Origin of the sequence: Bradyrhizobium ganzhouense, assembly GCF_049949285.1 — a bacterium.
Taxonomy (GTDB): domain Bacteria; phylum Pseudomonadota; class Alphaproteobacteria; order Rhizobiales; family Xanthobacteraceae; genus Bradyrhizobium; species Bradyrhizobium ganzhouense.
Map to the genome: position 1 here is coordinate 8,262,029 of NZ_CP181318.1, position 20,385 is coordinate 8,282,413.

General features: G+C 64.1%; 19 protein-coding genes. 6 read left to right on the forward strand and 13 right to left on the reverse strand.

Translation table 11 applies throughout. The features are described from left to right. The first annotated feature begins 68 nt into the window (after positions 1–68). From ACLFLU_RS38425 to ACLFLU_RS38435, 3 genes are all read left to right on the forward strand, one after another. Complete coding sequence (locus tag ACLFLU_RS38425; protein ID WP_426409826.1) at positions 69–1,754, forward strand: long-chain fatty acid--CoA ligase; 1,686 nt, start codon at positions 69–71, stop codon at positions 1,752–1,754. Positions 1,755–1,768: 14 nt separating this feature from the next. Further along, a complete protein-coding gene (locus ACLFLU_RS38430) occupies positions 1,769–2,323 on the forward strand; it encodes a DUF924 family protein (protein ID WP_426409827.1) in 555 nt (184 codons plus the stop codon). Positions 2,324–2,431: 108 nt separating this feature from the next. Then, positions 2,432–2,917: a peroxiredoxin gene (locus ACLFLU_RS38435; protein WP_007597501.1), complete on the forward strand. Its 486-nt coding sequence runs from the start codon at positions 2,432–2,434 to the stop codon at positions 2,915–2,917. 185 nt (positions 2,918–3,102) lie between these two features. Here ACLFLU_RS38435 and rnhA read toward each other — a convergent pair whose 3' ends face one another. Genes rnhA through ispH form a run of 3 tightly spaced genes read right to left on the reverse strand, consistent with a single transcriptional unit; the run spans position 3,103 to position 5,522 of the window. Further along, positions 3,103–3,567 carry a ribonuclease HI gene (gene rnhA / locus ACLFLU_RS38440; protein WP_008138730.1) on the reverse strand — a complete coding sequence of 155 codons (465 nt, stop codon included), beginning with the start codon at positions 3,565–3,567 and terminating at the stop codon, positions 3,103–3,105. Continuing rightward, a complete protein-coding gene (locus ACLFLU_RS38445; RefSeq protein ID WP_426409828.1) occupies positions 3,564–4,547 on the reverse strand; it encodes a homoserine kinase in 984 nt (327 codons plus the stop codon). Before ACLFLU_RS38445 ends, rnhA begins: the two co-directional genes overlap by 4 nt. A 6-nt stretch (positions 4,548–4,553) precedes the next feature. Continuing rightward, on the reverse strand, positions 4,554–5,522 hold the full coding sequence (gene ispH, locus ACLFLU_RS38450; protein WP_148749947.1) for a 4-hydroxy-3-methylbut-2-enyl diphosphate reductase: 969 nt from the start codon (positions 5,520–5,522) through the stop codon (positions 4,554–4,556). A gap of 265 nt (positions 5,523–5,787) precedes the next feature. Between ispH and ACLFLU_RS38455 the strand changes: the two genes are divergently transcribed. Next, positions 5,788–6,483, forward strand: coding sequence for a DUF1013 domain-containing protein (locus ACLFLU_RS38455; RefSeq protein ID WP_426409829.1), 696 nt, complete (start codon positions 5,788–5,790; stop codon positions 6,481–6,483). Positions 6,484–6,654: 171 nt separating this feature from the next. Here the strand turns inward: ACLFLU_RS38455 and ACLFLU_RS38460 are convergent, their stop codons facing one another. The 4 genes from ACLFLU_RS38460 to ACLFLU_RS38475 form a co-directional block, all read right to left on the reverse strand. After that, a complete protein-coding gene (locus tag ACLFLU_RS38460) occupies positions 6,655–6,924 on the reverse strand; it encodes a hypothetical protein (protein ID WP_237863207.1) in 270 nt (89 codons plus the stop codon). Between the two features lie 149 nt (positions 6,925–7,073). Then, complete coding sequence (locus ACLFLU_RS38465) at positions 7,074–8,984, reverse strand: propionyl-CoA synthetase (RefSeq protein ID WP_426409830.1); 1,911 nt, start codon at positions 8,982–8,984, stop codon at positions 7,074–7,076. Positions 8,985–9,168: 184 nt separating this feature from the next. Beyond that, positions 9,169–10,542, reverse strand: coding sequence for a tetratricopeptide repeat protein (locus tag ACLFLU_RS38470; protein WP_426409831.1), 1,374 nt, complete (start codon positions 10,540–10,542; stop codon positions 9,169–9,171). A 129-nt stretch (positions 10,543–10,671) separates the two neighbouring features. Next, positions 10,672–11,436, reverse strand: a complete 765-nt coding sequence (locus ACLFLU_RS38475; protein WP_426409832.1) for a tetratricopeptide repeat protein — start codon at positions 11,434–11,436, stop codon at positions 10,672–10,674. 70 nt (positions 11,437–11,506) lie between these two features. Here ACLFLU_RS38475 and ACLFLU_RS38480 point away from each other — a divergent pair, with 70 nt between their 5' ends. Continuing rightward, complete coding sequence (locus tag ACLFLU_RS38480; protein WP_426409833.1) at positions 11,507–13,084, forward strand: cation:proton antiporter; 1,578 nt, start codon at positions 11,507–11,509, stop codon at positions 13,082–13,084. A 210-nt stretch (positions 13,085–13,294) separates the two neighbouring features. Here ACLFLU_RS38480 and ACLFLU_RS38485 read toward each other — a convergent pair whose 3' ends face one another. The 5 genes from ACLFLU_RS38485 to ACLFLU_RS38505 all read right to left on the reverse strand — a co-directional run bounded on the left by ACLFLU_RS38485 (position 13,295) and on the right by ACLFLU_RS38505 (position 18,476). Continuing rightward, positions 13,295–14,101 carry an SDR family NAD(P)-dependent oxidoreductase gene (locus ACLFLU_RS38485; protein WP_426409834.1) on the reverse strand — a complete coding sequence of 269 codons (807 nt, stop codon included), beginning with the start codon at positions 14,099–14,101 and terminating at the stop codon, positions 13,295–13,297. 12 nt (positions 14,102–14,113) lie between these two features. Then, complete coding sequence (locus ACLFLU_RS38490; RefSeq protein WP_426409835.1) at positions 14,114–14,533, reverse strand: DUF1850 domain-containing protein; 420 nt, start codon at positions 14,531–14,533, stop codon at positions 14,114–14,116. Beyond that, complete coding sequence (locus ACLFLU_RS38495) at positions 14,494–16,608, reverse strand: TRAP transporter permease (RefSeq protein WP_426409836.1); 2,115 nt, start codon at positions 16,606–16,608, stop codon at positions 14,494–14,496. Before ACLFLU_RS38495 ends, ACLFLU_RS38490 begins: the two co-directional genes overlap by 40 nt. Positions 16,609–16,776: 168 nt before the next feature. Next, complete coding sequence (locus ACLFLU_RS38500; protein ID WP_426409837.1) at positions 16,777–17,724, reverse strand: TAXI family TRAP transporter solute-binding subunit; 948 nt, start codon at positions 17,722–17,724, stop codon at positions 16,777–16,779. Between the two features lie 272 nt (positions 17,725–17,996). After that, positions 17,997–18,476 (reverse strand): hypothetical protein, encoded by a 480-nt coding sequence (locus ACLFLU_RS38505; RefSeq protein ID WP_426409838.1) that lies wholly within the window; start codon positions 18,474–18,476, stop codon positions 17,997–17,999. A 194-nt stretch (positions 18,477–18,670) separates the two neighbouring features. Here ACLFLU_RS38505 and ACLFLU_RS38510 point away from each other — a divergent pair, with 194 nt between their 5' ends. Continuing rightward, a complete protein-coding gene (locus ACLFLU_RS38510) occupies positions 18,671–18,973 on the forward strand; it encodes a hypothetical protein (protein WP_426414163.1) in 303 nt (100 codons plus the stop codon). Positions 18,974–19,131: 158 nt separating this feature from the next. On the opposite strand, the gene ACLFLU_RS38515 is transcribed toward ACLFLU_RS38510, so the two are convergent. Further along, positions 19,132–20,349 (reverse strand): hypothetical protein, encoded by a 1,218-nt coding sequence (locus ACLFLU_RS38515; protein WP_426409839.1) that lies wholly within the window; start codon positions 20,347–20,349, stop codon positions 19,132–19,134. Between the last annotated feature and the right edge of the window lie 36 nt (positions 20,350–20,385).

Here is a 20,385-nt window from a genome sequence, read left to right on the forward strand (position 1 = left end):
GCTCGATACTGGCGGCAATGAGGCAAGCCCGAGACACAACGGGCTCTGTGTAAGAGAGGGGAGTTTCCATGGAGCGCATCTGGCTCAAGCAATATCCGCCCGGCGTGCCCGCTGATATCGAGCCGACGCAATACGCATCGCTGGTCGACCTCCTTGAGGAGAGTTTTGCGAAGTTCGCCGACCGCAAGGCGTTCGTCTGCATGGACAAGGCGATCAGCTATCGCGACCTCGACCAGATGTCGCTGGCGCTCGCTGCTTACCTGCAGGGACGCGGTCTGCAGCGCGGCGCGCGGGTCGCGATCATGATGCCGAACGTGCTGCAATATCCGATCGCAACCGCCGCGGTGCTGCGCGCCGGCTTTGCCGTGGTCAACGTCAACCCGCTCTACACCCCGCGCGAGCTCGAGCATCAGCTCAAGGATTCCGGCGCCGAAGCCGTCATCGTGCTGGAGAACTTTGCCCACACCGTCGAGCAGGTGATCGCGAAGACGCCGGTCAAGCACGTCATCGTCGCCAGCATGGGCGATCTGCTCGGCTTCAAGGGCGTGATCGTGAATCTCGTCGTCCGCCGCGTCAAGAAGATGGTGCCGGCCTGGTCGCTACCGGGCTCAGTGTCGTTCAACGACGCGCTCGCGGCCGGCCGCGGCCAGACCTTCAACAAGCCAAAGCTGTCGCCCGGCGACGTCGCCTTCCTGCAATATACCGGCGGCACCACCGGCGTCTCCAAGGGCGCCACGCTGCTCCACCGCAACATCGTTGCCAACGTGCTGCAGAACGACGCATGGCTGCAGCCGGCGATGGCTGCGCCGCCGCATGTCGATCAGCTCATGATCGTCTGCGCGCTGCCGCTCTATCACATCTTCGCACTGACGGCCTGCTACCTGCTCGCGGTGCGCGCCGGTGGCTGCAATCTCCTGATCCCCAACCCGCGCGACATCGCGGGCTTCGTCAAGGAGCTCGCAAAATACCAGGTCAACAGCTTCCCGGCCGTGAACACGCTCTACAACGGCTTGATGCACCATCCTGACTTCAAGAAGCTCGACTTCTCCAAGCTGAAGATCTCCAACGGCGGCGGCATGGCGGTGCAGCGCCCGGTGGCCGAGCAGTGGAAGGCGATCACGGGATGCTCGATCGCGGAAGGTTACGGCCTGTCGGAGACGGCGCCGACGCTGACCTGCAACACCGCGACCAATTCCGAGTTCAATGGCACCATTGGCATCCCGGTGCCCTCGACCTGGATCTCGATCCGCGACGACGACGGCAACGAAGTCCCGCTCGGCCAGGCCGGCGAGATCTGCGCCAAGGGCCCGCAGGTGATGTCCGGCTACTGGAACAGGCCGGAAGAGACGGCGAAGGTGATGACGGCGGACGGCTATTTCCGCACCGGCGACATCGGCATCATGGACGAGAAGGGCTACACCAAGATCGTCGACCGCAAGAAGGACATGATTCTGGTCTCGGGCTTCAATGTCTATCCGAACGAGATCGAGGAAGTTATCGCGAGCCATCCGGGCGTGCTGGAATGCGCGGTGATCGGCGTTCCCGACAGCGGGTCCGGCGAAGCGGTGAAGGCCTTCGTGGTGAAGAAGGACCCGAACCTCACGGCGGAGGACGTCATCAAGTTCTGCCGCGAGCAGCTCACCGGCTACAAGGTGCCCAAGCAGATCGAATTCCGCGCCGACCTGCCCAAGACCAATGTCGGCAAGATCCTGCGCCGCGAGCTGCGCGACGAGAAGAAGGCCCAAGCGGCGTAAGCCGTCTTTTGCTGATGTCAGAGACCTCTGATGTGACGCCGGCCGGCATTCTCGCCTTCTGGCGCGAGGCTGGTCGCGACGCCTGGTACAAGCGCAACGATGCTTTCGACGCCGAGGTCCGGCGTCGTTTTCTTCCGCTATGGCAGAAGGCGGCCGCCGGCGCTCTGGACTCGTGGGAAGGCAGCGACGACGGCGCGCTCGCGCTCGTCATCGTGCTCGACCAGTTTCCCCGCAACATCTTTCGCGGTACACCGGAAGCCTTCGCCAGTGATGCGCAGGCGCGCGATGTCGCCCGCCGCGCCATCGCGCGGGGCACCGATCGCAGGATCGATCCCATCCTGCTCGAATTCCTCTATCTGCCCTTCATGCATTCCGAACATCTGCCCGATCAGCTGCATTGCGTCGCGCTATTCGAAGGCACCGGCAATGCCGAAAACCTGAAATACGCCCGGGAGCACGCCGACATCATCCAGCGGTTCGGCCGCTTCCCTCACCGCAACGGCCTGCTCGGCCGGGACACCACCACGGAGGAGCAGGCTTTCCTCGACGGCGGCGGTTTTCCCGGCTGATGACACAACGGTGAAAGGCCGCAGGCCCCTCAGCTTCCCTCGCACGCAATATTGTGCAGTCTCGCCGCACGGTCTAAAAAGCCCTACCGATTTTCAGGGAGACTGACGATGGCGATCCAGACTGGCGACAAGCTGCCCGAGGCGAAATTCCGCGTGATGACGGCGGAAGGCCCGCAGGTGAAGACCACCGACGATATCTTCAAGGGCAAGAAAGTGGCGCTGTTCGCGGTGCCCGGCGCCTACACCGGCACCTGCCACAAGATGCATCTGCCGAGCATCTTCCTCAACGCCTATGCCATGAAGGACAAGGGTGTCGACACCATCGCGATCGTTTCCGTCAACGACGCCTTCGTCATGAACGCCTGGAAGCGCGACACCGACCAGCGCGACGAAGCGATCTTCCTCGCCGACGGCAATGCCGACTTCGCCAAGGCGATCGGCATGGAGCTCGACGCCTCCGGCAACGGCCTCGGCATCCGCTCCAAGCGCTATTCGATGCTGGTCGAGGACGGCGTGGTCAAGAAGCTGAATCTCGAAGCGATGCCCGGCAAGGTCGAGGTATCCGGCGGCGATACGCTGCTGGGGCAGCTGTAAGGCAAGACGGCTTCGCGCCACTTCCACAACTGTCATCGCCCGCGAAGGCGGGCGATCCAGTACGCCGAGGCTTCTCGGCTCAATCGCAAGCGTCTCTGGAATACTGGATCGCCCGGTTCAAGCCGGGCGATGACAGTTGAGAATGAGGCGCGATGACGACGAAGGATAGAGCGCCGACCGCGCCTCTACTCCGCCACCCGCTGCTGCGTCCTTGCCTTCACGATCCCATCACGCGCCAATTGATCGGCCCGCTCATTCTCCGGATGCCCGGCGTGGCCCTTGACCCAGTGCCAGCGCACCTCATGCGCTTTCAGCGCGGCATCGAGGCGCTGCCATAGCTCGACATTCTTGACCGGCTTCTTGTCGGCGGTGCGCCAGCCGTTGCGTTTCCAGCCATGGATCCAGCCGGTGATGCCCTGCCGCACGTACTGGCTGTCGGTGTAGAGATCGACGGTGCATGGCTTCTTCAGCGCTTCGAGCGCCGAGATCGCCGCCATCAATTCCATCTGGTTGTTGGTGGTGTGGCGCTCGCCGCCGTTCAGCTCTTTTTCCTTGTCGCCAAACTTCAGGATCGCGCCCCAGCCGCCCGGCCCGGGATTTCCCGAGCAGGCGCCGTCGGTATAGATCGTGACATTGGGGAGCTCGCTCACGCGACCAATCCTGACGGCATCAGCCCATAGTCGCGCGCGCTGGAGACACTCTGGTGGAAGCGCAGCTTGCGAAAATATTCCAGCGGATCCTTCGGCTTGACCAGCGCGCCGGGCGGCACGTTGAGCCAGTCGACCAGCCGCGTCAGCAGGAAGCGGATCGCGGCACCTCGCGCCAGCAGCGGCAGCGCAGCCTCTTCCGCCTCGGAGAGCTTTCGCACACGCCCATAGGCGTTGAGGAAGGCGCGCGCCTTGGTGACGTTGAAGGAATGATCCGGCTCGAAGCACCAGGCGTTCAGGCAGATCGCAACGTCATAGGCCAGCATATCGTTGCAGGCGAAGGTGAAGTCGATAATCCCCGAGAGCTTGTCGCCGAGGAAGAAGACGTTGTCGTTGAAGAGGTCGGCGTGGATCACGCCCTCGGGCAGATTGGTCGGCCAGACGCCGCTCGAGAGATAGTCGAGCTCGGTGGCGAGGAACGCATGCAGGCCCGGCTGTACCTCGTCGGCACGGTGTGCTGCCGCATCGAACAACGGCCGCCAGCCTGCGACGGACAGCGCGTTGGCACGCTTGATCGCAAAATTGGCGCCAGCCAGATGCATCCGGGCGAGGCCCTCGCCGACGCCAGCGCAATGCGTCGCGTTCGGCTTGCGCGGCCAGATGCCTTCGAGAAAGGTGATGATCGCAGCGGGGCGTCCCGACAGCTCGTGCAGCGCCTCGCCGTCTATCGCCTTCACCGGCAGTGGGCAGCTGACGCCGTGCTCGGCGAGATGCGTCATCAGCGCGAGGAAGAACGGCAGATCGTTCTTCGCCACGCGCTTCTCATAGAGCGTGAGGATGAACGAGCCTTTGCTGGTGTGCAGCAGGAAGTTGGTGTTCTCGACGCCCTCGGCGATGCCCTTGTAGGAGAGCAATTCGCCGAGATCGTATTGCCTCAGGAAATCCGCAAGCTCGTCGGCGGCAACGTCGGTGTAGACCGCCATAAAGGTCTACTCGGCGGCGGCTTCGGGGCGCACCTGGCGCGGCAGCGGGAAGAACTCGTTCTCTTCCGCGGCCGAGACCGTCTCCACATGCAGCGTATAGCGCTCGGCGAACGCGTCCATGATCTCCTCGACGATCACTTCCGGCGCCGACGCGCCCGCGGTGATGCCGAGGCTGGTGATGTTTTCGAACCGCGTCCAGTCGAGGTCGGCAGCGCGCTGTGCCAGCACCGCAACCTTGCAGCCTTCGCGCTCGGCGACCTCGCGCAGGCGCTGCGAGTTCGACGAATTGGGGGCACCGACAACGATGAGCGCGTCGACCACCGGCGCCACCTTCTTCACCGCGAGCTGGCGGTTGGTGGTGGCGTAGCAGATGTCTTCCTTGTGCGGGCCGTTGATGTTCGGGAACCGCTCCTTGAGCAGCGCCACGATCTCGGCGGTGTCGTCGATCGACAGCGTGGTCTGGGTCACGAAGGCGAGGTTGTTGGGGTCCTTCGGCGCGATGGTCTTGGCGTCCTCGGCGGTCTCGATCAGGGTGACGGCGCCGACCGGCAGTTGGCCGAGCGTACCGACCACTTCGGGATGATGCGAATGGCCGATCAGGAAGATCTCGCGGCCGCGCTTGAAGTGGATCGCGGCTTCGCGGTGGACCTTGGTCACCAGCGGGCAGGTCGCATCGAGCGAGAACAAATTGCGGGACGTGGCGTCGGCCGGAACCGACTTCGGCACGCCATGGGCCGAGAACACGACCGGGGCGGTGGTATTTTCCGGGATCTCGGCGAGCTCCTCGACGAAGATGGCGCCCTTTTTCTTCAACCCATCGACGACGTACTTGTTGTGCACAATCTCGTGGCGAACATAGACGGGGGCGCCGTATTTATCGAGCGCCCGTTCCACGGTGTCGATCGCCCGGACCACTCCGGCGCAGAAGCCGCGAGGAGAACAAAGCACTAACTTGAGGTCTGGTTTGGCTGACATTGAGCGATCTCGGGACCGAATCACCCATTCGCCTTCTGGCGGGGGACGGTCGATGGATGGAAAAGGGCCTGAAACGGTCTGCTTGGACTTTATAGCGACTTGAGAGGGAATTGGGCCCCCTTTCAGGCGCTGTCAAGGCACTATCTATAGCAGAACCATTGCGTGGCTACCCCCTCCGGGCTTATATAGCGCGAATTCCCTGTCATCGCTGATGACCACCGGTTTCGCCTCCAAAGGGGTGGGCGAAGCACAAAGGAGATTTGCCATGAGCAACGCACCTCTGATGCCCAAGGCGACCGCCGTCTGGCTGCTCGACAACACCGCGCTGACCTTCGACCAGGTCGCCGATTTCACCAAGATGCACCCCCTCGAGGTGCGCGCGATCGCCGATGGTGACGCTGCCCAAGGCATCAAGGGCATGGACCCGATTTCCAACGGCCAGCTGACCCGCGAGGAGATCGAGAAGGGCGAGAAGAACCCGGACTTCCGGCTCCGTCTCCAGGAGAGCAAGGTCGTGCTGCCGCCCCAGCCCAAGCGCAAGGGCCCGCGCTACACCCCGGTGTCGCGCCGCCACGAGCGCCCCAGCGCCATCCTCTGGCTGCTGCGCAGCCATCCGGAGCTCAAGGACGCCCAGGTCATGCGCCTGGTCGGCACCACCAAGAGCACGATTGCCAGCGTCCGCGACCGCACCCACTGGAACACCTCACAGCTGACCCCGATCGACCCGGTCACGCTCGGCCTCTGCTCCCAGATCGAGCTCGATTTCGAGGTGGCACGCGCGGCCAAGGAGAAGCCGATCGACGCAGCCTATGGCGGCGCCACCCTGCTGCCGGCCTCCGAGACCACCAAGAAGGACGAGTACGAGCCGTCGGAGAAGTCGAGCGACGACCTCAACGTCGACGCCGTGTTCGCCAAGCTCAAGACCCTCGGCGGCAAGAAGCACGAGGAAGAGGAGAAGTAGTCCTCGCTCTCATTCGTCATCGAAACGCAAAACGCGGCGGGAAACCCGCCGCGTTTTTGTTTGGGACGAGCTCTATCTCGTCATTGCGAGCGCAGCGAAGCAATCCAGTCTGTCTCCGCGGAAGGATGCTGGATTGCTTCGCTCCGCTCGCAATGACGGAAGAAGTATCGCCTACGGCCGGTCCGGATGGTTCAGCATGTACTCGCCGAGATCGCGCTGACGGCGGTCGGAACGGGCGAGCGCCGCATTGCGCTGGACGTCGCGATCCTTGCGGCAGGCCACATATTCCGGCGAGCCGACCGCGAGGCCGCGGCTCTGGCACACCGCATCATCATCGTCACTCCCCATTGCTGTGGGCGTCTGGTAACGCCCCGCACAGGCGGAGAGAGCGATGGCGAGACCCACGGCAATGAGCAGCCGCGGCGCGGTGGCGAGTGACATAGGAGGTCCCCTGTTGGCCGGCCCTGTTTAGCGCGGAATGAGGAGATTGTAAGTCGGTACGCCGTCATTCCGGGGCGCCCGCAGGGCGAACCCGGAATCTCGAGATTCCGGGTTCGCCCTGCGGGCGCCCCGGAATGACGGGCCAAATCTTACACCCGTCCCTTCAGCGCCTCCCCGATCTCGTCGAGCACCTTGGGGTCCTCGATCGTCGCCGGCATGGTCCAGGCCTCGCCGTCGGCGATCTTCTTGATGGTGCCGCGCAGGATCTTGCCCGAGCGCGTCTTGGGCAGCCGCCCGACGGTGATGGCGAGCTTGAACGCGGCGACGGGGCCGAGCCGTTCGCGCACAAGTGCTACGATCTCTTTCTCGATCTCGGCGGGCTGCCGCTTCACGCCAGCTTTCAGCACCAGGAAGCCGCAGGGCACCTCGCCCTTGATCGCGTCCTTGACGCCGAGCACGGCGCATTCGGCGACGTCCGGATGCGAAGCCAGAATCTCCTCCATGCCGCCGGTGGAGAGCCTGTGGCCGGCGACATTGATGATGTCGTCGGTGCGGCCCATCACGAAGACATAGCCGTCCTCGTCCTTGTAGCCGGCATCCGACGTCTTGTAGTAGCCGGGGAATTCACTGAGGTAGGCCTCCTTGAAGCGAGCATCCTGATTCCACAGCGTCGGCAAACAGCCCGGCGGCATCGGCAGCTTGATGACGATCGAGCCCATGGTGTTGGGGCCGACGGGCTTTGCCGCTTCATCGACGACATCGACCTGGTAGCCCGGCATCGGCACCGTCGGCGAGCCGTGCTTCACCGGTAGCTGGCCAAGGCCGACCGGATTGCCGGCGATGCACCAGCCGGTCTCGGTCTGCCACCAATGATCGATCACCGGCACCTTCAGCTGCTGCTCCGCCCATTCCACCGTCGGCGGATCGGCACGTTCGCCCGCGAGGAACAGCGTCCGGAATGTCGACAGATCGTATTGCCTTATGAACTTGCCTTCCGGATCCTCTTTCCGGATCGCGCGAAACGCGGTCGGCGCGGTGAAGAAGGCGACCGCCTTGTGCTGGCTGATCACGCGCCAGAACGCCCCGGCGTCGGGCGTGCCGACCGGCTTGCCCTCATACATGATCGAGGTCGCGCCGTGCAGCAGCGGGCCGTAGATGATGTAGCTGTGGCCAACCACCCAGCCGATATCGGAACCGCACCACCAGACCTCGCCCGGCTTGACGCCATAGAGGTTGAACATCGACCATTTCACCGCGACCAGATGACCGCCATTGTCGCGCACGACGCCCTTGGGAATGCCGGTCGTGCCTGACGTGTAGAGGATGTAGAGCGGATCGGTCGCGGCAACGGGCACGCAAGCGGCCTTCTTGCCGTCGTTCATCGCCTTGCGGCGCAGGCTCGCCCAATCATAATCGCGCTTTGGCGTGAGGTCGCAGATCAGCTGCGGACGCTGCAGCACGATGCAGGCCTTGGGCTTGGCGGACGCGAGTTTGATCGCCTCGTCGAGCAGCGGCTTGTACTGCACGATGCGGCCGGGCTCGATGCCGCAGCTTGCGGAGAGAATGAGCTTTGGCTGCGCATCGTCGATGCGGGTCGCAAGCTCTTTTGCGGCAAAGCCGCCGAACACCACGGAATGCACCGCACCGATGCGCGCGCAGGCGAGCATCGCAACCACGGCCTCCGGCACCATCGGCATATAGAGGATGACGCGGTCGCCCTTGACGACGCCGAAATCCTGCATGATGGCGGCGAGCGCCTGCACCTCGGCCAGCAGCTCGGCATAGGTGAATTTGGTCACCGAATTGGTCAGCGGCGAATCGTGGATCAGCGCGACCTGGTCGGCGCGGCCGCGTTCGACATGGCGGTCGAGCGCGTTGTAGCAGGTGTTGACGACGCCGCCGCTGAACCAGCGGCCGTAGACGCCTTGCAAGGGATCGAAGATGGTCTTCGGCGGCTCGATCCAGTCGATCTCCTTCGCTGCCTCGGCCCAAAAGCCCGCGGGATCGGCCAGCGAGCGCGCATGGACCTCGTGATAAAGGCTTTTGCCCTGGACGTTCATTCCCGCGCTCCCGTTCCCTTTATTGGCCTCGCCTTGACCTGACGGCAGGTTAGAAGTCCTGCCATGACGGGGATCAAGTGCCGGCCTTGTTTGAGGGGTATTTTCCCGGGAACTGGCCGCGGTTCAAGCTGAAAAGGGTGGTGTATGGCCTCCCTCTCCTCGTTCTTACGGCGGAGACGCGAACCTAACCCTCCATCGCATTCAACCGCTGCAACCGGTCCTGCATGACCTTCTTCAGATCGTAGCCGGGGCGGCGGAAGCTGGCGTCGCGGGTGGCGAGGAAATCGTGCTGGGATTTACGCAGATCGGCGGCCGAGCGCCGGCTCATCGATTTGAGCGCGCGCTCATAGGCCTCGGCGAGCTGGCGGTCGAGCATGCCAAGCTGCGGATCGGCGCAGATCACCTTCTCGACCTCGCGCTTCGCAGAGGCGCAATCGAATGACGGGCCGTTGCCGGAATTCGCAGCCAACGGCTGTGCCGGCTCGGCGCCGAACTTTGCGATCTCCGCCATCATGGTACGGCGGCCGTCCGCGGCGTTGGTGTTGCCGGGGTCGAGCCGCAGCGCCGTCTCGTAGTCGGCCAGCGCCTTCTTGCGGTCGCCCATTTTCGTGTAGAGCACGGCGCGGTTGTTATAGGTCTTCGCGAAATTCGGATCGAGCTTCAGCGCGTCATTGTAGTCGCTGAGCGCTGCGCCAAACTCGCCCTTGAACTGGTAGGAATCGCCGCGGTTGGTGAAGAAGTTCGGCCGCGGCGCCAGCCGCAGCGCCTGGTCGTAATCGGCGATCGCCTTGTCATAGTCCTTCATCGCAGCATAGGAGAGCCCGCGATTGTCGTAATATTCCGGCGCTTTCGGATCGAGCCTGATCGCCTCGCTGTCGTCGGCAATCGACTTGTCGAGCTGGCCGAGCTTCTTGTAGGCCGCGCCGCGATTGGTGTAGCTGCGCGCCCGGTTCGGATCGAGCAGCAATGCCTGGCTGAGATCGCTCACCGCCTTGTCGTTGTCGCCGTTGAGATAATAGGTCGCGCCGCGGTCGGACCAGGCCTGCGCATAATCCGGCTTCAGCTTGATCGCCTTGTCGTAGTCGGCAAGCGCCCGGTCGAGACGGCGCTGGTTGGTATAGGCGACGCCGCGCAGCTCATAGGCCTCCGCATCCTGCGGATCGAGCTCGATCGCCTTGCTGAGATCGGCCGTGGCGCGGTTGAGATCACCGCCCGCCTCGCGCAACAGATCGCCGCGCAGGCGCCAGGCGCGCGCATTCTTGCCGTCGAGCGCGATGGCGCGGTCGATATCCCGCAGCGCCAGCGTGAGACCACCGGAGGTCCGCGCATTGGCATCGGCCCGAACCAGCAGCGCCGCGACGCGATCGGAACTCGGGTTCGAAGCCTGGTCGATGATGGCGCTGCACGCCGGGATGATTTCCGCTGGCGCCGCCTTGCTGCCCAGCACGCAATCGGCGGCGGCCGAGGCAGGCGCAGCGAGGACGAAGCTCATCGCCGCGCCAAGCAGGAAGGCGCTCAACGAGATTTTGGATATTTGCGCGGAAGAACGCGTGCGCATGCCGAAGCACTCCGTGACATCAGGTTTTCACCATTGTCGCGGGGGGCGAGGTATGGGTTCAAAATAGCGCTGTTAGGAGCGCAAGATGCCTGCTCTCCCTCTCCCCGCACGCGGGGAGAGGCGAAGACCTCAATACCCATCCACCCCGTTCAGCCGCTGCAGCCGATCCTGCATGGCCTTCTTCAAATCATATCCCGGCCGGCCAAATCCGGCATTGCGGCGCGCAACAAAATCATCCTGCTCGCGCTGGTATTTCCTGGCCTCGCTCTCGTTGCGCGCCTCGCGCAGCACGCGCGCATTGGCGGCATAGACCTCGCGGTCAAGGTCGGCGAGCTCGCGGTTTCCACAGATCGCCTTCTCGACCGGGCGGCGCGCGCCAGCGCAATTGAAGCTGGGCTTGCCGGCCACCGCCATCTGCGCGCCGATCCGCTCGAGCTCGCGCGCCATCGCCTTGTGATTGGCCTTGGCTTTCTCGTGGTTCGGATCGATCCGGAGCGCCGCGCCGAAATCCTGCACCGCCTTGGGCTTGTCGCCCTTCTTCAGCCAGAGCTCACCGCGCGCATTGAAGACGTCGGCCAGCGTGGGATCGAGCAACAACGCGCGGCTGTCGTCGGCGATGGCCCGGTCGATCTGGTCCTGCCGCGCCAGCAGCGCGCCGCGCGCGATCAGCGCCTTGATCAGATCGGACTTTGCCGTCTTCTCGTTGTCGATGACGGCGGCGCAGGCCGGGCCTGCCCTGTCCATGTCGTCGGCCGCGGTTGCGGCCAGGCATGCCGCGACGTCGATCTGCGCAGCGGCGGGCGGCTCGCCCCCGGTCGCGGCCCGAGCGGCACCGATCGAAAGCGTTGCGAGCACCACGGCTCCGGACAATTGAAGAAGTTTTTGAAAACGCATGCTCGCTGCAGCCGGAAATTCTTGCCTTGAGGCCGTACTATCCATCATACGGCTGGATTGGTGCTACCTTGTGGTGCCGCTGACATCGGTTTCGGGGATCGTCGTGTCGACATTCGAATGGATCATCGGGCTTCTGCTCGGCGCCGTTGCATTATCGGCGCTGGCGCGGCGGATCAAGGTCCCCTACCCGACCTTTCTCGCCATTGGCGGCGCGCTGATCGCCTTCGTGCCGAACAGCCCTTCCTGGACGCTCGATCCAGGCCTGGCATTGGCGCTTTTTGTCGCACCGGTGCTGATGGATGCCGCCTTCGACACATCGCTGCGCGATCTCCGCAACAACTGGGTTCCGGTCACGACCCTGGTTGTGGCCGCAGTCGGCCTGACCACGGTCGGCGTCGCCTACGTCGCGCACCGGCTGTTCCCTGACATGCCCTGGGCCGCTGCGGTCGCGCTCGGCGCCATCGTGGCGCCGCCGGATGCCGCGGCCGCGGTCGCGATCCTGAGCCAGGTCAAGCTGCCCTACCGCATGGTCAAGGTGCTCGAGGGCGAGAGCCTGCTCAATGACGCCAGCTCGCTCCTGATCTATCGCGTCGCCGTCGGCGCGGTCGTCATGGAGCACCTGAAATGGAGCGAGGTCGCGCCGACGATCGCCCTGGGACTGGTCGGCAGCGTGCTGGCCGGCCTTGTTGCGGGACGCATCATCCCGCCCATCATGGAGCGCGTCAGGGAGGTGCCGAGCGCGATCATCGTGCAGTTCGCCACCACCTTCATGATCTGGATCGCCGCCGAGCATCTCGGCCTCTCCGGCATCCTCACCATCGTCGTCTACGCCATCACGATCGCGCAGACCGCGCCGGCGCGCATGCCGGCGCGGCTGCGCGTGCCGTCCTACGCAGTGTGGGAGACCACGGTATTCGTGCTCAACGTGCTCGCCTTCATGCTGATCGGCATGCAGATGCGGCCGATCTGGACGAAATTGGACGCGGACGTCCGCTGGGAATATTGCGCAGCGGCCGCCTGGATCCTGCTCACGGTTGTCCTGGTGCGGCTGCTCTGGATCACATTCTACCGCACGACGCTGCGTGTGCTGATCGCACACGACATCTATCACCCCAAGGATCCGAAGCAGGTCGCGTCGCCGAAGGGCGGCCTCATCATCTCCTGGTGCGGCATGCGCGGCCTCGTCACGCTCGCCACCGCCTTCGCGCTGCCGGAGAATTTCCCCTATCGCGACCTCATCGTCTTCATCGCCTTCGCGGTGGTGCTGGGCTCGCTGGTGATCCAGGGCCTGACATTGCGGCCGTTGATCCTGGCCTTCGGTCTCAGGGACGACGATCCCGTCGGTATCGAGGTCGCGCGCGCACGCGCCATCGCCTATCGCGCCGCGCTCGACGCGATCGAGGACGATCCGTCGGAGGAGGCCGAGATCCTCAGGCTCGAATATCGCGCCCTGCTGATGCAGGCCGACGACGATCCGCACGGTGGCATCGCCAACGGCGAGCTGCCCGCCGATCCCCTGCGCCGCCGCGCCATCGAAGCCGCACGCAAATCGATCTTCAGCCTGCGCGCGACCGAAGTGATCGGCGACGACGCGTTTCACAGGCTGGAGCAGGAGCTGGATCGGGCGGAGTTGAGCGCGGGGGGATAGATCCGCAAACGCCGCTGTCGTGCGGCAAACTCTACTGTCGTCCCGGACAAGCGTAGCGAAGCGGAGCGCCGATCCGGGACCCATACGCCGCAGCAATAGTTTTGCGAGGACTCGGAGTTATCTCTAAGCGAAACAACCACTCCCTGTGGTTATGGGTCCCGGGTTCGCGCTGCGCGCGCCCCGGGACGACAGCGGAGTGTGAGGCGGCGCTTACGCCCCCGCCTTGCACGTGATCCCGCCATCCACCACGAGCTCGATTCCCGTCACATATTTCGACTCGTCCGACGCCAGGAACAGCGCGGCGTTGGCGACGTCGAAGGCGTCGCCCATGTGGCCCATCGGCACCTGCGCATCGCGGGCGCGCCACATCGCTTCGACGTCGCCCTTGGCGTAGCTATTCGCCAACCCAGCCGAATGCTCCACCATCGGCGTTTTCATCAGGCCGGGCAGGATCGCGTTCACGCGCACATGATACCTCGCGAACTCGATCGCTGTGGTGCGCGTCATCTGGTTCATCGCGGCCTTGGAGGTGCCGTAGGTGACGTAGGAGATGCCCATGTGGCGGATCGAGGCGATCGAGGAGATGTTGATGATCGAGCCGCCACCCTGCTTCACCATGACAGGAATGACGTGCTTCATGGCAAAGTAGGCGCTCTTGAGGTTGACGGAGAAGACGCGGTCCCAGCTCTCCTCGGTCACCTCGACCACGCTACCCATCTCGGCAATGCCGACATTGTTGTCGAGCACATCGATGCGGCCATAGGCCTTCAGACACGCCGCGACCATCGCCTCGATCTCGGCAGGCCGCGAGACGTCGGCGGTGAACGCGGTCGCCTTGCCGCCCTCGCCGGTGATGATCTTCGCGGTCTCCTCGGCGGCCGCTCCGTTGCGATCGACACAAAATACCTGGGCGCCCTCGCGCGCAAAGGTCACCGCGGTCGCCTTGCCGTTGCCCCAGCCGGGGCCGATCGAGCCGGCGCCCACCACCATCGCAACCTTGCCCTTGAGCCGGTCCATCGCGTGTCTCCCTTATTTCTGCTGTTCGTCGCAGATGCTCATCTTGGTGACGTTAGCACCGATTGCGTGGCCGACAATCTCAGACAATGTCTGGCACGTCCCGTCATGGCATAGCCGCCATTCCCCGGCCGCGCCGGAATTGCCGAGCACGACCTCCGGCATCGGCGCGCGCGCCGGCTTCCATTGAAACCAGCCGTCGACGAGCCGCGCCTCGGGCGGCGGCTCCATGCCGGGGCCGGTGCCCTTGACGCGGGCCTGCATCAGTTCGAGGCCCGCCGGCGTTACGCGCCAGTCTTCCTGCCAGTCGACCTTCGCGATCGAATGCGTCCACACCAGCGTGAATGCCGACAGCGCCAGCGCCTTCACACCGCCGGCTGTTGCGAAGCAAAGGCTCACACCGCCTCGACCACGGCGGGCGGGCGCTGCCGCCATTGCCAGAGCACGAGCGCAGCCGAGAGCACGAAGCCCGCGGTATCGCTGAACGGGAAGTCCCCGAGCAGGCAGAGTGCGGCGCCGAGCGCAACCGCGCGTTCAAGCAGCGTCATCCGCGTGAACAGGAAGCCGATCGCCACCATGCCGAACAGGGCGATCGCCACCAACGCCTTGAAGGTCGCGAGTGCTACCGCGCCATAGAAGCCGAGCTTCGCCGCCATGGGATCGCCTGCCTGCAGCATCAGCGCCGGCGAATAGACGAAGATGAAGGGGATGACGTAGCCGGCGAGCGCGATGCGCATCGCCTCCCAGCCGATCTTGTCCGGATTCTCCTTCGCAATCGGCGCGGCGGCGAGCGCGGCGAGCGCGACCGGTGGCGAGAGGTCGGCCATGATGCCGTAATAGAACGCGAACATGTGGCTCGCGATCAGGGGCACGCCGAGTTTCGCCAGCGCGGGCGCTGCGAGCGCGGCGGTGATGATGTAGGTCGGGATCGTCGGAATGCCGGTGCCGAGCAGGATCGACAGCAGCATGGTCATGATCAGCGCCAGGAACAGGCTCTTCTCGCCGAGCCCGATCACCCAGCTGCCGAAAATGGTGCCGACGCCGGTCTGCGACATCATGCCGATGATGACACCGACGATGGCGCAGGCCATGCCGACCGTGATCGCGGATTTCGCGCTTTCGGCCAAGGCATCGCGGCATTCACGCAACGCTTTGAGACCGCCACGGATGAACGCGGTGATCACGATCAGCGCGACGACGAGGCCGGACACCGGCACGATCTGAAGGCCGTCATGCGACAGCGCGGCGACGATCAGCGCCAGGCCAATCCAGAAGATATAGCGGATCAGCATCGAGGAGGCTCCGGCCGTGATGCTGGCGCCGAGGATCAGCGTCACGGTGAGCGCAAGGCCCATGCTGCCGGCATACAGCGGCGTAAAACCCTCGAACAGCATGTAGACGAGAGCCGCGAGCGGCAGCACGAGGTACCAGCGCGTCACCAGCGCCTTCCAGGCGCTCGGGATTTCCGAGCGCTTCATGCCGGTGAGGCCGTGCTTGCCGGCTTCGAGGTGCACCATCCAGAACGCGGAGGCGAAATAGAGTACCGCGGGAATCGCGGCCGCCTTGACGATCTCCGAATATTGGACGCCCAGCGTCTCCGCCATGATGAAGGCGACCGCACCCATCACCGGCGGCATGATCTGCCCACCCATCGACGCCGTCGCCTCGACGCCGGCCGCAAACGCGCGGCGATAACCGAACCTGATCATCAGCGGGATCGTGAACTGGCCGACGGTGACGACGTTGGCAACGCCGGAGCCGGAGATCGTGCCCATCATGCCCGAGGCGAACACCGCGACCTTGGCCGGACCGCCGCGGGTGCGGCCGAACAGGCCGAGCGAGACGTCGGTGAAGAGCTGGATCATACCGGCGCGCTCCAGGAACGAGCCGAACAGGATGAACAGGAAGATGTAGGTCGCCGAGACGTAGATCGGCACGCCGTAAAAGCCTTCGGTGCCGTAGGACAAATGCGTGACGATCTGGTCGAAATCATAGCCGCGATGGTTGAGCGGGGAAGGCAGATATTGCCCGAAGAACCAGTAGACGAGACAGGCGCCGCACATCAGCGGCAGCGCCGCGCCCATCAGCCGCCGCGTGCCCTCGAAGATCAGCACCGCGAGCAGCGTGCCGACCGCAAGATCGAGTTTCGTCGGATCGCCGTCGCGGGCGATCAGGTCCGCGTAGAAGATCCATTGATAGATGCCGCAGAAAAAGCCTGCGCCTCCGATCACCCAGCCGAGCGCGCGGCCAAGATTGCTCTTCGCGGTGAAGTTGGCGATCAGGCCGAACGTGAGCAGGACCAGAAAGCCGACATGCACGCCGCGCACCACCTGGCTCGGCAGATAGTTGAAGGCGGCGACATAGAGCTGGAAGGTCGCAAAGGCGATGCCGATCCAGTAGGCGAGCGTGCCCCACCAGCCCGGGCCAAAGCCTTCCGGAAAACCGTGCTCGAAATTGTCGAATTCAACCTTGATGGGCGCCGCGTCGGTGCCCTCTGCCTTTTCCAGCATCTCTCGATCGCCCCCTGCTCTGCCCATGCCATTCATAGCATTGGCCAGCATTCTAAAAACATCATGCCCGGGCGCTTTATCCCGGGCATCCACGACTACTCTCTCCGTCATTCCGGGGCGATGCGAAGCATCGAGCCCGGAATGACGATGCAAGACGCATGAGGCTGACTACTTGATCAGCCCTTTTTCCTTGTAGTAGCGGATCGCACCGGGATGCAGCGGGATCGGGCTGCCGGTGGCGGCCGTCTCGAGCTTGATCTCCTTGCCGGCCGCATGCGCGTTGGCAAGCTCGGGCAGCGACTCGTAGACCAGTTTTGTCATCTGATAGGCAAGGTCGTCGGACACGGCCGAACTGGTGACGAGATAATTGACCACGGCCGCGGTCGGCACGTCCTTGTCCTGGCCGGTATAGGTGTTGGCCGGAATGATCGCCGCGATGAAAGGCGGGCCGATCTTGTCGACGGTCTCCTTCGGCACGGACACGACGTTGATCGAGGCCGAGGTCGAGAGATCCTTCAGCGAGGCAACGCCGAGGCCGGCCGACTGCAAGGTCGCCCCTAGCTGGCGGTTCTTCATCAGATCGACGGATTCGGCGAACGGCAGATATTCGACCTTGCCGAGATCCTTGTAGGTCATGCCGGCGGCGACCAGGATCGCGCGCGAGTTCAGCTCGGTGCCTGATTTGGGCGCGCCGACCGAGAGGCTCTTGCCCTTGAGGTCGGCGAGCGTCTTGATGCCGCTCTCGGCGGTCGCGACGATCTGGATGTAGTTCGGATAGATCGCGCCGATCGTTCTGAGCTTGTCGAGCTTGGTCTTGAAGCCGGCCTCCTCGTCGCCTTCCCAGGCAGCCTTCAGCGAGTCACCCAGCGTGAACGCGAGTTCACCGCGGCCCTGCTGCAGCAGAATGAGGTTCTCGACCGACGCCTTGGTGGCCTGCACCTGCGTCTTCACGTTCGGAATCTTGTCGCCGTAGATCTTTCCGATCGCGACGCCGAGCGGATAGTAGACGCCGGAGGTGCCGCCGGTCAGAACGTTGATGAAGGATTGCGCATGCGCGCAAGGTGCCGACGCCGCCAGAGCAAAAGCCGCGGCTGCGCCGATAAACGTACGTTTCATGGTTGTTATTCTCCCCAAACCGGCGGCGAAATTGACCGGATGAGGGGACCGGGTCAACCCATCCAAAGGGCACAACAGGGCTGTCGAAGCGCCTGATTTAGCTGGGTTTTGAGGGGATCCGGCGGGTGCGGCGACGTGGCGCAGGCAGATATGAGCGAGGTCATGCAGGAGAGTGCCGCATTGCGGTGACACCCTCTCCCCAACCCTCCCCCGCAAGCGAGGGAGGGAGCGCACCGTCATCGCAGCGACAGCGTGTCAGCCGCGGCGCACCGTCACTGGAAGGTCATATCCAGGCACTTGGAGATGTCGGAGCCGAGACCGGAGGAGATGGTGATGCAGCCGCGCACCTTCTGCGCGGCCATGTCGGCGGCCCAGATCGAGTAACCGCCGGGGCCGAAGAACGAGTTGGTGTTCGGCGGCTCGGTCTCGGTCACGTCGAAATCATATTTGCCGTCGGTCTCGAAGATGCGCGGCTTCTTGGTGCAGCCGCCGTCGGTCTGGACGTTGATGACTTCCTTGTTGTCGCGGGTCAGCGCCAGCGAGACCTGGCAGCGGAAATATTCCGAGGTCTTGGTATTGAAGAGATAGGTGTAGGACTTGCAGGTCGCGGTGTTGAGCTTGCCCGGGGCAAGGCCGCGGCTGCACGAAATCCGCTGGTTGTGGCTAAGCTGGAAGTCATCGGCCCGGGCGGCCGGCGCGAGCGCCGTCAGCGACATCAAGGCAATCCAGCAAAATTTCATGACGTGGCGCATTCGAATCATCCCCACCAATATCTTTGTCGTGTTGCGTTCTAGACTGAAAGCGGAACATAGTCGCGAGGGGACGAAGGGAAAATCACAAACTGCTGGGCAAGACGTGATGCGCTGCGGCGCCATCGCGGATTGACCCGGAAACGCCGTTCGTGATTTGTTCAAGCAGGGTGCCCCAACGACGGGGAGGATGGATGATGGCATTTTCAATCAAGACATTTGCAATTGCAGCCGTGCTGGGCGCGCTCGCCGCTCCCGCATGCGCACAAAACGCGGCGACGCCGTGGGAGCTCAAGCCGGACACCGGCTATGCCTATGACAAGGAAGGCAAGACGTTTTCCTACAAGATGGGCACCAACAATGCCGGCGACCTGCTGAAGGGCGCCAAGAAGGTGCCCAAAGGCACGCTGTTCTTCATTGGCCAGAACGGCCAGCTCTACATGCGCAGCGGGCAGTATCTGGAAGGCGACGGCAGGTTCAAATTTGGGTCGGATCAGTAGGAACGGAGGGGACTAAATATTCGGCGTCGTCCCGGCGAAGGCCGGGACCCATACCGCGTGATCCATCGGGTCGCGAAAGGTAGGAGTACCGAACGACGATCCTCCGCCAAACCTCTCCCTGTGGTTATGGGTCCCGGCCTTCGCCGGGACGACACATATTAAAACGCCGCAGCCAGCTCCCTCGCGCCGGCATTGTTGCTGTTACTGTCCATCCGCGCATCCGTCACCGCGAGCAGCTTCGCCACCGTGTTGTGGCGGATTGCGACCGGGTTGCGCTCGTAGCCGCCGCGCTGGAAGAAGTTCGAGGTCGGCACCTGCTCGCGCATTGCCTGCGGCATCGTCACCATGTCGAGGCCGGTGCCGTCGCCGGTGAGGTTCATCATCTCGAGCTCGGCGGCGGTGAGCGGACGGCTGTAACCCTTGGCGCGGGCGAACAGCACCGAGGTCAAGAGCTTGTGGGTCTGCAGCATCGGCCCGATGTCGATGTCGAGCACCATCGCATGCATGGCCCAGCCCTGCGCGGTGTCGCCGATCTTCTCGTGCTCCGACCAGGTGTCCGGCACCGACTTCGCATGCGCCACCATTTTCTTCAGAACGCTGAGCTTGCGCTCGAGCGACTGACGCGCCGGCCCTGAGGTGCGCGCCACCTTGTCGGAGAGCGCACGAATGAACTCATGCCCCTGCTCGGCCAGCAGCTCGACGCTGTTGGTGGTGAGCAGCTGGTTGTAGCCCATTGCGGTCGAGATCGCGCGCTTGCCGCCATGCTCGATGCCGGCCTGCACATCATAATTGCCAGTGCCGCCGGTCTCGAACGAATAGACCCGCACCGCCTGCTCGCGCGTGAGCCCGGAGGCGAGCGCGTAGCGCGCATAGGCGCGCTTGAACTCGACCTCGTTGGCCGGACGCTGCGGCGTGAACTGATAGAGATCCTGTGCGGCGCGCAGCAGATCGGAGGCCACCGGAAGCGGCTTGCGCGTGGGGCGCTCCGGCGTTTCCTCGGGCTCGGGGTTCACCGGCCGCTTCGGCCCGGTATAGACCGGCGGCTGGTCGAGCACGTAATCGTCGAGCGTGATCTGTTGCCCGCTGCGCCGCTTGGCGTTGCGGCCTTTGCGCTTCTCCGAGACCTGGCTCCAATAGGCGCCGGCCTCGGCATCGAAGGCGCCGCGAATCTGCTGATACTCGGCCAGCTTGCGGCGATATTCGAGCACGGCCGGCGATGCGCCGCCGCCTTGCGCAAAAAACTGCGACAACAGCTGGGCGTTGGCATTGCGGACGGCTGATGGCAGCGCGTCGGACTCGCCGCCACGCGCGGCGGGGACGAGCAGGACGAGCGCGAGTGGAACCAGCGCCAGATGTGTTCGAATCGAATGATGCATGGTGCCCTCTTAGCAAGCATCCGGTAACCGTCACGT